The organism is Leucothrix pacifica, from assembly GCF_003172875.1.
In the GTDB taxonomy this organism is placed as follows: domain Bacteria; phylum Pseudomonadota; class Gammaproteobacteria; order Thiotrichales; family Thiotrichaceae; genus Leucothrix; species Leucothrix pacifica.
Window position 1 is genome coordinate 1 of sequence record NZ_QGKM01000088.1, and the last position, 11,094, is coordinate 11,094.

Consider the following 11,094-nt stretch of genomic DNA (forward strand, 5'->3'; position numbering starts at 1 on the left):
CTCACCTCAGGTCGATGCGGCGTGTGAAGGCGACTGGTCAGTTGAGAAACTACTGGAAGTGGGTGAGCGCATCTGGAATATGGAGCGTGACTTCAATATCAAAGCGGGCATTACTGGCGAGCAAGACACCCTGCCTAAGCGCCTGTTAAAAGAAGCCGCTAAAGTTGGTCCGGCGACTGGTCGTGTCGCTGATCTGGATCAAATGCTTCCGGAGTATTACTCCTTGCGTGGCTGGACGGCAGACGGCGTACCAACCGATGAAACGCGATCACGATTAAACTTGGTTTGATCCTCCTCTGGGGCGGCTTCGGTCGCCCTTTTTAATCCCAAGAATTTTAGAATGAGGGCTAATATTTATGTCCATATTTTCGATGATCCGCTCGTTTTTTGGCAAGCCTGCCGCAAGTGAAGCACCAGAGAATGTTGTTGCCGAGAATACAGTCAGCACTGACTCAACTGTAAAGGCTGATGAGTCAACTAGCAGTGTTAACACGAGTGATGCTTCGGCAACTGTTGATGCTACACTGAATACAGCAAAAGAAGCTGTTGAAGCTGGGGCGGCTGCCATGGCTGGTGCAACTACTGCAGCCGCTTCCAGTGTTACTGAATCAGTTGCTTCGGCTACTACGGATTCAGACACCTCAAACACTGCTGCAATACAAACCAACACCCAAACAACACGCTCAGAGGCTCAACAAGAAACAATGTCACAAGACAATTCAACAGCCACCGCACAAGGTACAAGCCATATCATTATTGGTGCAGGGCCAGCAGGCGTGGTCGCAGCAGAAACGATTCGTAAGCTCGACAAAGATGCCATCATCACTGTGATTGGTGATGAGCCTGAAGCGCCCTACTCACGCATGGCGATTCCTTACTATCTGGAAGAGAATATTGAAGCGGAAGGTACTCATCTGCGTAAGACAGACAATCACTATGAGAACTTAGATATTCAGGTGATTAATGATCTTGTAAAAACTGTTGATACCGACAATAAGCAGGTTGAAACCACCGACGGCTTGACGCTTGATTACGACAAACTCCTTATCGCGACCGGCTCACACCCCCTCACGCCACCGATTCCGGGAATCGATAACCCTAAGGTTGGAAACTGCTGGGATCTGGCAGACTCGCGTAAAATCATTGAACACGTAAAACCCGGCTCTACGGTTGTGCAAATTGGTGCTGGTTTCATCGGTTGCATCATTCTGGAAGCCTTAGTTAAGCGCGGTGCAAATCTAACGGTAGTTGAAATGGACAACCGCATGGTGCCACGTATGCTGGATGAGCAATGCGGTGGTATGTTGAAAAGCTGGTGCGAATCTAAAGGCGTGACTGTGCTGACTGAAACGCAGGTACAACGCATCGAAGACAGTGGTGAGCAAGTCAAAGTTCATCTGTCTAAAGGCGAGCCGATTGTTGCTGATTTCGTTATCTCTGCAACAGGTGTTGCGAGTAATACTGAATTCCTTAAAGACAGTAAGATCGATATTGATCAGGGTATTTTGGTTAATCACAACCTGCAAACCAATATTCCGGATGTGTATGCCGCTGGTGATGTTGCTCAGGGTATCGACTTCTCCACCGGAAGCTATACAGTTCATGCGATTCAACCAACCGCAGCAGATCACGGAACAGTCACCGGCAAAAATATGGTGAAGGACAATTCAAGCTTCTATAAAGGGAGTTTGGAGATGAATATCCTATCAACACTCGACCTTATCTCAACATCATACGGCACATGGGAAGGCGTTGAAGGTGGCGAGCACAGTGAGTTGGTTGATCCGGAGAGATATCGCTACATTCGGCTGCAGTTTAAAGATGACATTCTGGTCGGCGCTAATACACTTGGCATCACCCAGAATATCGGCTCACTGCGTGGTCTGATTCAAAGCAAATCTAAGCTAGGCGTCTGGAAAGAGCGCTTGATGGAGAATCCGCTGAATTTTATGGATGCTTACGTTTCAATCACTGGTAACCATTCATGAAGGTGACCTTTAAACTGTTTGCGACATTAATGGAGCATCTACCACCGGAGGCAGATCGTCATGAATTGCCGCTGGAGGTGGATGAATCCACTTCGGCTTACGACCTGATTGACCGCTTTAATGTGCCACGGGAACTGGCACATTTAGTGCTGGTGAATGGGGTTTATTTACAGCCGAATGAGCGAGAGCTGCCGCTTAAGGAAAATGATGTGCTGGCGGTGTTTCCGCCGGTGGCGGGTGGATGAATTCAGTCCCAAAACAGGTTATTGAACGGCTTCTTTAAGTAGTTTCGATATACCGTAAAATCACTATCTATGCTAGCGACATCAAGTGTATTGAGTCGCTGGCAAAGTACGATTAAAGAAGCATCTGCGAAGTCCGCCGGTAAGTCAGCGTATTTTTGAAGCAACTGAATAATACTTTCCCAATCCTCAACCGTTCCCTGATCTATAATCACCGCTTGTTCAACCCAAGTAAGGAAATCCTGTTGTGCCTGCTGTGAAAAATCGAGCATGTGCACGACTTCCGTGATGACGGCAATATTCGTGTAGAGGTTCCCCTGAAGATTTTGTATAAAACGGACCGCCTGCTCATGGTAGCGATCATTCCCATTAAACAAAGCAATCAGTGGCCCGCTATCAATGACGATGCTTTGCACGCAGCTTCTCCTTGAGAATGGCTTTACGGTTAGTACTTAGGTCACTGCGATCACTGCTGTAACGTCCGAACAGTGTTTTACCAAGCTCATACGGGTTGGGTCTCAGCTGCTTCTCTCGCTCGATTTTTTCTAAAATAGCATCGCGCACATACGCGGAAAGTGTGGCTTTCTGAGTTTTGATTTGTTTGCGGAGTGCTTCCTCTATCGGCTTTTCTAATCTGATTGAAATGGACATACCAGACTCCTGTATTACATATGTATTACAGTTATTGTAATTATATTAGATACGATTGGCAAATGAATCGCTTCGATGCCAAAACACTCATTAATCAATTATTGTTTCAGGGTGATTCGCAACTGAGTGTTGTTGTAAAAGCATGCCTATCAAGCAAACAATCGTTAGCCAAACTAAAGGAAATAATTCCCTCAAATAAGCGCCTTACGACGAAGGAGTCGAAGCGTTTTGAGGGGATTATTTCCTAAGCCACCAAGCCTAAGCAGAAACCTCAATCCCCGCATCCGCACAATACTTAGCCAAATTAGCATGCCCCATCTTGGCATAAGTCAACGGATGTGCCACTGCAGGATCTTGCTCCGCCTCAACCACTAACCAGCCACTATAGTTGCTTTCTTTCAAGCCCTTAAACACCGCCGGATAATCTACGCAACCATCACCCGGAACCGTAAACACCCCATTCAATACAGAGTCCAGAAAACTGCTATTACGGTTAATACTGTCTTCCATCACTTCACGGCGAATGTCTTTACAATGCACGTGACGAATACGGTCAGCATAGCGTTGTTGGACATCCACCGGATCACCACCGGCATAAGTGATATGACCGGTATCCAGCAGTAATCCCACTGAATCACCTGCATATTTCATCAGCATATCCACCTCTTCCACTGTCTGCACCGTGGTTCCCATGTGATGGTGGTAAGCCAGTTTCAAACCCTGTGAAGCCACGTAATCAGCAACCGCCGTCACATCTTCTGCAAACTTTTTCCACTGTGCTTCATCGGTAATTATCGGGCGCTCAGTAATTGATTTACTTTTGTCCGTCTGCGTACTACCCGAAGTATCACAGTAAATCAGCACGTCTGAACCTAGCTCTTTTAATAAGTGCAGGTGCGGCTTAATCGCTTCGATATCGTCCTCAACACTGTGCTCCAAAACACCACCACTAAACCAGCCAGAGACTAAGACCAAATCGTGGCCAGACAAAATCGGCCCGAGTACTTCAGGGGTGCGCGGGAACTTCTGTCCCAGCTCAAATCCTGAATAGCCCGCTTGCTTTCCTTCACTCAGACAAACGTCCAATGGTGTGTCTCCGCCCAGTTCAGGCATGTCATCATTGGTCCAGGTCAGAGGGTTAATTCCAATTCTTACGCTCATGTTTTTAATCTCAACTAAACAGTGTTTTTTAATAAGGCTGATGCTTTTTGCCAGCACCCCAGCTTTCATGTGCTGCGACGACATTCTCGTTGACCGATACTTCAGGCACGCCAACTTGCCACCACGATCCCCCCTCAGAGCTTTTGAATGGGTCAGTATCAATCACTACCACATAGGAGTGTGTGGCCGCTCGGGCCCTACCCAGTGCCTCTTCCAGTTCGGTCAGGCTTGCCACATGCTCGGAGGTTGCTCCCATAGAGCGGGCATGTGCAGCAAAATCAATATTGGGCGTCTGCCCTTCAGTACCGTGATCCAATAAATTATTGAATGACTCACCACCCGTGCCACGCTGCAAACGGTTGATACAACCGAAGCCTCTGTTATCCAGTAGGACTACGATAATCTTCTGATTCAGCGCCACGCTACTGGCTAGTTCGGAGTTCATCATCAGGTAAGAACCATCACCGACCATGACAATCACTTCGCGATCCGGATGCGCCATTTTTGCGCCCATACCACCGGCGACTTCATAACCCATACAGGAGAACCCATACTCCAAATGGTAGCTATTCACTTGCTCAGTACGCCAGAATTTGTGCATATCAGCGGGTAAGGTACCCGCCGCGCATACCACGATATCGCTGGCTTCACCGGTGCGTTTTACCGCTCCCAACACCTGTGCATCCGTCGGACGACCCGTTTCAGTATCATGTGTTTCAGTCAGTGCTGTAGCTTCCTCATAATAAGCATTCCACTCCGCCGCTTTTTGTTGCCCCATCTCCAACCACGACGCAGGTGCTTGCCAGTCGCCTAAGCCTTCGGTTAGCTGTGACAAACCCACTCGCGCATCACAAACCAGCGGCTGCGAATTATGTTTTCCGGCATCATGAGAGCCGACATTTAAGTGCAGCAAAGTGACATCAGGATTGGCAAATACAGTGCGTGAACCGGTCGTAAAATCCTGCAAGCGTGAGCCGATCGCCATTACCACATCGGCCTCGCCCGCCAGTGCATTCGCAGCGTGACTTCCGGTCACTCCAATAGCACCGACATAGGCTTCATGATCCCATTGCATTGCGCCCTTACCTGCCTGAGTCTCAGAAACAGGAATGCGGTGTTTGGCCGCAAAGTCACGTAGCTCCTGATAAGCCTCGGAATACAGCACACCACCGCCAGACACAATAAACGGCTTTTCTGCGCGCTTTAATGTCTCGATTGCCGCGGCTAATTCACGCGCATCCGGTTGAATCCGACGCGGATGATGGATTTTCTCAGCAAAGAAACTTTCCGGATAATCGTAGGCCTCAGCCTGTGTATCCTGCGGTAATGAGATGGTCACGGGGCCACAATTTTCAGGATCTAATAAAGTCTGAACCGCCACCGGAAGACTGGTAATGATCTGCTCCGGACGCGAGATGCGGTCAAAATAACGACTCACCGGTTTGAAGCAATCATTGGCATTAATCGTCGGATCTCCCGCGTGCTCCACTTGCTGCAACACAGGGTCAGGCGTACGGCTTACAAATACATCACCCGGTAATAGCAATACCGGAATACGATTCACGTGTGCCAGTGCTGCAGCAGTCACCATATTCGTAGCGCCAGGTCCAATTGAGCTGGTACAGGCCATCATACGGCGGCGATTATTCGCTTTGGCATAAGCAATTGCAGCATGCGCCATGCTTTGCTCATTGTGCCCGCGGAAGGTCGGTAGCGTTTCGCGATGTTGGGACAAAGCCTCACCCAAACCCGCGACATTACCGTGACCAAAGATCGCAAAAACACCGGCAAACAACGGCAACACTTCACCGTCGATCTCCGTTTTCTGAGCCTCCAGAAAGCGCACCAGTGCCTGTGCCATGGTTAGTCTGATGGTTTTCATGTCCTGTTATCCTCTCAATGATTTCTGTTAGCGCCGTCGGTGGCTTTTGGGATCTATCCCCGCCATTCACGCCAGGCTTTTATCAATTCCAAATAATTTGCGGCAGCGCCATCCACCAGCGCCTGATCATCTATCTCGCCCAGCATCCATTGTCTGGACTCTTCAGCAAAGATAGTGCGACCAACAGTGAAGCCTTTGCAGATTGGGTAAGCTGCGGCAGTTTTGAATCCTTGTTTTACGCTCGCCATACTGGCCGCCAGACCGAGTAACACCACGCCCTGACAATGCGGATCACGATGATTGATTAACTGCGTGAGTAACTCCCAGCTAGCCTCCGATTGCGGTGGCAGTTTCCACCAATCCGGCCGAATGCCGAGGTTATACATACGCGCCAGCGCACGTGACATCGTGTCATCCTCAACCGTTGAACCTGCCGGTGGAATAAACTCCAGTAACAATTGATGGCCACTTGCCTGACACGCTTTAAACAACTCAGCGATTTGCCGCTCCTGCTTTAAACGCACATCAGTTGGATCATCAGGATGGTAAAAACACAGACACTTAACGATGTGCTCCAGCGGCCATTCTTTAAGCCGCGAGCCAATAGAACGCCCGCCTTCCAGCTCTAGGGGATAAGACGACGGTAATTCAACCGGTCGCCCGATAAACCAGCCTCTGCCAGTTATATCGTTTAATGCATCCTGCCCGAAAGTATCATCAATCAACACACCCGCCGCGCTTTGTGACAGGCCGCTTTCCTGTATGCCTTTTTCAACAGATTTCACCAGCAATTGCTTAAGGGTGTGAATGCAGGCTCGGTCTGCTCCTGTTTCATCCGCCATATCGGTGAGTTGTTTACGGTGGTCAAAGGCCAACACGCAAACCTCCGGGCGGCTCTGCGGTATGCGCGTCGTCACGCGGTGCAGCTGATTCAAGGCAGGATCTTTATCCGGCTGTGGAATATCATCGCTATGCTTTAGGTAGTAAAACAATTCTTCTTCAGTCGGCACCGCAGGCGCACAACCGTGACGTGACACCACCAACGCACCGGAGGCATTAGCATAAGCGGTACAAGTCTGATCATCCTCACCACGCAGCCAGCCACGCAAGAAGCCGGACATAAAAGCATCGCCCGCTCCCAATACATTCAGCACATCGACGCGCACGCCTTGGTGCACCACAAAGTCATCCATACTGTCTGGTATCGGCCCGTTTAAGACGGTACAACCCAGCGGGCCAAGCTTTAGCACAATGGTCGCATCACTCAACTCACGAACTTTTTTCAGAGCGGTAATGGTATCGGTGCTGCCACCGCCAATATGGATTTCCTCTTCAGTGCCAACCACTAAATCACAGTACGGAAGAACAGTCTGGAGATGGGCGGAAACGCCTTCGGAGGAGATAAAACGTGTCTCTCCATCGCCCAGACTGGTAAGCCCCCATAACACTGGTCTATAGTCGATATCGACCACCACCTTCGTGCCAGCTGCTTTGGCATATTTGATCGCCTGCATGCTGGTGCGGTAAGTGTTCTCAGTGGAAAAATGTGTGCCGGTAATCAATAGCGCTTTTGCTTTAGCGATATAGTCTGCATCAAAATCTTCAGTGCTCACCGCCATATCAGCACAATCATTGCGATAGAAAATCAGCGGGAATGTGTCCTGATCTTTAATCCCCAAAATCACCAATCCGGTAAGGCGTTCTTTGTCTGTCACAATGTGGCTGGTATCAACACCTACACGCTGCAATTCCTCGCGTACAAATCGCCCCATATGCTCATCACCGACACGCGTCAGCATGGATGACTTTAGTCCCAATCGAGCACAACCAAACGCAATATTGCAGGAAGAACCACCGAGGTATTTGGAGAAGCTCCCCATGTCTTCCAAACGGCTACCGATCTGATCGCCATAGAAATCGACGGCAGCTCGCCCCAAACAAATAATATCTAATTCGCGCTCACTCATTTCAGCATCCACTCATGATCCGGGTGATTATTGAAAATCCAGGTACGCTTCGGCCCAGCCATCACATTGAGATAGTAGGAATCATAACCATGTGGCGCGCCAACCGGATGATAACCACGTGGCACCATCACCACATCCTTATCACTGGCTGACATGGTCTCATCAATCTCCAGATCATCCGTAAACACACGCTGGAACACAAAGCCCTGACTGGGGTTGAGCCGGTGGTAATAGGTTTCTTCAAGATAAGATTCTGCAGGAATATTATCCTGATCATGCTTGTGAGGCGGATAGCTCGACCAATTGCCGTTAGGCGTTTTGACTTCTACCACCAGTAAGCTATCTGCCGGCTCATTGTCTGGAAGTATATTGCAGACATGGCGGGTATTAGTGCCTTCCCCACGTGCTTCGCGGGACATATCAGCCGGTGCAATATGACGAGACTCATGATTGCCATGACCCGGTGCCGCACACACCGCCAACTCAAGATCGGTTGTTGCCTTCACTGTGACGGCTTCGCCATTTTTCACATAGACCGCATGAGGCGCTTTGTCCTCAAACACATCCATGCGATCGCCAATATCGGATAGTTGCAAATTCGGAGTCGTTACATCCGCTCTGCCAGAAAGCAGCACCAAGCAAAGCTCATTATCACTCGCGGCTAATGTCAGGGTCTCTCCTTGTTTCAGGTCATACGCTTCAAACCCCACATATTTCCAATTGGCATTTTCCGGGGTGATATGATGGTAACGACCATTCTCACCGGCTTCAGGGCGGCGTAGTAAATTCATGATCTCTTCCTCTGGTGAATACATAATGGCTGCAGCCTAATGAATCTTATTATCTGTCTTTTGGAATGAATTTTCCATATTTTATTTATTTAGAATGAAATTTCTATTATTTGAATTATATACCGCCCTCAAGCACGTTAAATCATTACCAGAGGAATTAACTTTCAGTAAATAATAAACGCCAGAGATTGCGGTATAGTGATCCGGTAACTACTCAAAACCGTAAACAATCTACAAGAAACCATGAACGTGGTTAACCACTTAAGTTAAGCAAGGGCTGCACATCGTGAAATTTTGGTATTGGATATTATTCCTGGTACTAGCGCCACTCTATTCATTGGCGAATCCGGTTGATGACAAACATATTCAAGTTGAACTGCTCAGCGAGGTAAGCAGTGTCAAAGCTGGTGAACCTTTCTGGGTGGGCTTAAGGCTTGAGCCGGATGACCATTGGCACACTTATTGGAAGAACCCCGGCGACTCCGGTGCTGCTCCCAAAGTGAAGTGGACACTGCCAGAGGGAACGCAAGCTGGTGATATTTTTTGGCCAGCGCCACATCGCATTCCCGTCAGTCATTTAGTGAATTTGGGATATGACGGCGAAGTGCTGCTACCGATTCAGATTTCACCGCCGGCGTCCCTGGCCTCTGATCAGTTCAATATGACGGCAAATCTCAGTTGGCTGGTGTGTAAAGAGATCTGTATACCGGGCAGTGCTGAACTTAAACTTGACCTACCAGTATCAGCAAACAGTCCGGAAAAGGATTCACGCTGGACTAAGAAATTCGCCAAAACGCGCGGACAACTCCCTGAAACACTACCCACCGCATCGCAATTATTTCAGACGGACAATGGCTTTCGCCTGCAAATCGACATCCCACAACAATTACAGCTAAACAAAGGCGATCAGCTATGGTACTTCCCCGTAGATAATGGATTAATCGAGCATGCCACCGCCCAGCCTTGGGCACGTGATGCCGGTAAACTCTCTATACAATTAGAGTCCAGCCCCTACTTCACTGAGCTACAAACCTCTTATGAAGGATTGCTATTACTCAATGAAAAGGCTTACCAACTAAGCACACCAGCCACGGTCGCAACGCCTGAACAAATCGCACAGTTCACTCCAATCGATACCACAGTCACGCCAGAGAAACCTGCAACTACATTATGGTTGATTGGCTTACTGGCATTTGCTGGCGGCTTACTGCTTAACCTGATGCCCTGTGTGTTGCCCGTACTGTCTCTGAAGGCACTAAGTTTGGTTCAACATGGCCAATCTCAAAAAGCACAACAACGTATGCACGGACTCTCCTACACAGTGGGGGTGGTGCTGTCATTTGTGCTGATTGCAGGCGTACTACTGGCACTACGGGCTGGTGGCGAACAAATCGGCTGGGGCTTCCAACTACAGAGCCCACTGTTTATCGCGCTACTGGTTTATTTATTATTTGCGCTCGGTTTGAGCTTATCCGGACTATTTAACGTTGGTTCAAGCTGGATGGGATTCGGTGATTCACTGAGCCAGAAAAGCGGTTATACCGGTTCATTCTTTACTGGTGTGCTTGCCGTGTTGGTTGCCAGTCCCTGCACTGCTCCTTTTATGGGAACCGCCTTGGGGTATGCCATCACACAGTCGGCAAGCACCGCGCTCATCATCTTTGCCCTGCTCGGCTTAGGCATGGCTTTGCCGTTTTTATTGCTGTCATTTATTCCAGGCTGGCTGCGCTTCCTGCCAAAACCCGGAGCGTGGATGGAAACCTTCAAACAGCTTATGGCCTTCCCGCTATACGCTACCGCCTTGTGGCTGCTCTGGGTGTTAGGTCGTCAAGTCGGCGTCAATGGGATGACGGCAGCCTTGGGTGGATTGATTCTGTTGACCTTGGCACTGTGGCTAATCTCTGGCAATACAAACCGCTGGCGCAAAATCGGATTCATCGCAGCACTCCTTGCATCACTTGGCATGTTGACCTTACCAGTGTTTAAACCGACATCAGTCAATCTAAGCAACAGTTCAAGCACTGCTACAACCAACGGTGTCGCTATTGAAGCCTATTCCCCGCAGAAACTTCAGACACTGCGGGATCAACAAAAGCCGGTGTTTGTCAATCTCACTGCGGATTGGTGCATTACCTGTCTGGTGAATGAGCAAGTTGCGCTGAATCAACCGGAAGTACAACAGGTCTTTAAAGACAACGGTATCACTTATCTAAAAGGTGACTGGACTAATCGCGACGATGCGATTACCCGTTTATTAAACGAGCACGACCGCAGTGGTGTGCCGCTTTATTTGTTTTATGCGGCCGGGAAGCAAGCTGAAGTATTACCTCAGATCTTAACCCCCGACCTTGTGATTAATGCTTTAAAAACAAAGTAAAGGAGAACGATATGTTAACTCAACAACCACCAGCT

The 11,094-nt window shown here is 49.0% G+C and carries 10 protein-coding genes; 4 read left to right on the forward strand and 6 right to left on the reverse strand.

What is annotated here, in order from left to right:
- From DKW60_RS21105 to DKW60_RS21115, 3 genes are all read left to right on the forward strand, one after another.
- A partial coding sequence (locus DKW60_RS21105; protein WP_219988863.1) for an aldehyde ferredoxin oxidoreductase C-terminal domain-containing protein occupies nt 1-289 on the forward strand: 289 nt, incomplete at its 5' end.
- 67 nt (nt 290-356) lie between these two features.
- Nucleotides 357-1,988 (forward strand): NAD(P)/FAD-dependent oxidoreductase, encoded by a 1,632-nt coding sequence (locus DKW60_RS21110; RefSeq protein WP_245929756.1) that lies wholly within the window; start codon nt 357-359, stop codon nt 1,986-1,988.
- The gene (locus tag DKW60_RS21115) at nt 1,985-2,233 is read left to right on the forward strand and encodes a MoaD/ThiS family protein (RefSeq protein WP_109839649.1); all 249 of its coding nucleotides are present in this window, start codon (nt 1,985-1,987) and stop codon (nt 2,231-2,233) included. The genes DKW60_RS21110 and DKW60_RS21115 overlap by 4 nt, the downstream gene beginning before the upstream one ends.
- Nucleotides 2,234-2,235: 2 nt before the next feature.
- On the opposite strand, the gene DKW60_RS21120 is transcribed toward DKW60_RS21115, so the two are convergent.
- The 6 genes from DKW60_RS21120 to iolB all read right to left on the reverse strand — a co-directional run bounded on the left by DKW60_RS21120 (nt 2,236) and on the right by iolB (nt 8,682).
- On the reverse strand, nt 2,236-2,646 hold the full coding sequence (locus tag DKW60_RS21120) for a type II toxin-antitoxin system VapC family toxin (RefSeq protein ID WP_109839650.1): 411 nt from the start codon (nt 2,644-2,646) through the stop codon (nt 2,236-2,238).
- Nucleotides 2,627-2,881, reverse strand: a complete 255-nt coding sequence (locus DKW60_RS21125; protein WP_109839651.1) for a DUF6290 family protein — start codon at nt 2,879-2,881, stop codon at nt 2,627-2,629. The genes DKW60_RS21120 and DKW60_RS21125 overlap by 20 nt, the downstream gene beginning before the upstream one ends.
- A 258-nt stretch (nt 2,882-3,139) precedes the next feature.
- On the reverse strand, nt 3,140-4,042 hold the full coding sequence (iolE, locus tag DKW60_RS21130) for a myo-inosose-2 dehydratase (RefSeq protein ID WP_109839657.1): 903 nt from the start codon (nt 4,040-4,042) through the stop codon (nt 3,140-3,142).
- Nucleotides 4,043-4,070: 28 nt separating this feature from the next.
- The gene (gene iolD, locus DKW60_RS21135) at nt 4,071-5,924 is read right to left on the reverse strand and encodes a 3D-(3,5/4)-trihydroxycyclohexane-1,2-dione acylhydrolase (decyclizing) (protein ID WP_109839652.1); all 1,854 of its coding nucleotides are present in this window, start codon (nt 5,922-5,924) and stop codon (nt 4,071-4,073) included.
- A 53-nt stretch (nt 5,925-5,977) separates the two neighbouring features.
- A complete protein-coding gene (locus tag DKW60_RS21140; protein ID WP_109839653.1) occupies nt 5,978-7,891 on the reverse strand; it encodes a bifunctional 5-dehydro-2-deoxygluconokinase/5-dehydro-2-deoxyphosphogluconate aldolase in 1,914 nt (637 codons plus the stop codon).
- Nucleotides 7,888-8,682, reverse strand: a complete 795-nt coding sequence (gene iolB, locus DKW60_RS21145) for a 5-deoxy-glucuronate isomerase (protein WP_109839654.1) — start codon at nt 8,680-8,682, stop codon at nt 7,888-7,890. The genes DKW60_RS21140 and iolB overlap by 4 nt, the downstream gene beginning before the upstream one ends.
- Nucleotides 8,683-8,968: 286 nt before the next feature.
- On the opposite strand from iolB, the gene DKW60_RS21150 reads away from it, so the two are divergent.
- Nucleotides 8,969-11,059: a protein-disulfide reductase DsbD family protein gene (locus DKW60_RS21150; RefSeq protein WP_109839655.1), complete on the forward strand. Its 2,091-nt coding sequence runs from the start codon at nt 8,969-8,971 to the stop codon at nt 11,057-11,059.
- Nucleotides 11,060-11,094: the final 35 nt, after the last annotated feature.

Bases quoted from the DNA above. Each gene is read 5' to 3' on its own strand.
- iolE (WP_109839657.1), bottom strand. From the start codon at position 4,042: ATGAGCGTAAGAATTGGAATTAACCCTCTGACCTGGACCAATGATGAC.
- DKW60_RS21140 (WP_109839653.1), bottom strand. From the start codon at position 7,891: ATGAGTGAGCGCGAATTAGATATTATTTGTTTGGGGCGAGCTGCCGTC.
- iolD (WP_109839652.1), bottom strand. From the start codon at position 5,924: ATGAAAACCATCAGACTAACCATGGCACAGGCACTGGTGCGCTTTCTG.
- DKW60_RS21115 (WP_109839649.1), top strand. From the start codon at position 1,985: ATGAAGGTGACCTTTAAACTGTTTGCGACATTAATGGAGCATCTACCA.
- DKW60_RS21110 (WP_245929756.1), top strand. From the start codon at position 357: ATGTCCATATTTTCGATGATCCGCTCGTTTTTTGGCAAGCCTGCCGCA.
- iolB (WP_109839654.1), bottom strand. From the start codon at position 8,682: ATGAATTTACTACGCCGCCCTGAAGCCGGTGAGAATGGTCGTTACCAT.
- DKW60_RS21125 (WP_109839651.1), bottom strand. From the start codon at position 2,881: ATGTCCATTTCAATCAGATTAGAAAAGCCGATAGAGGAAGCACTCCGC.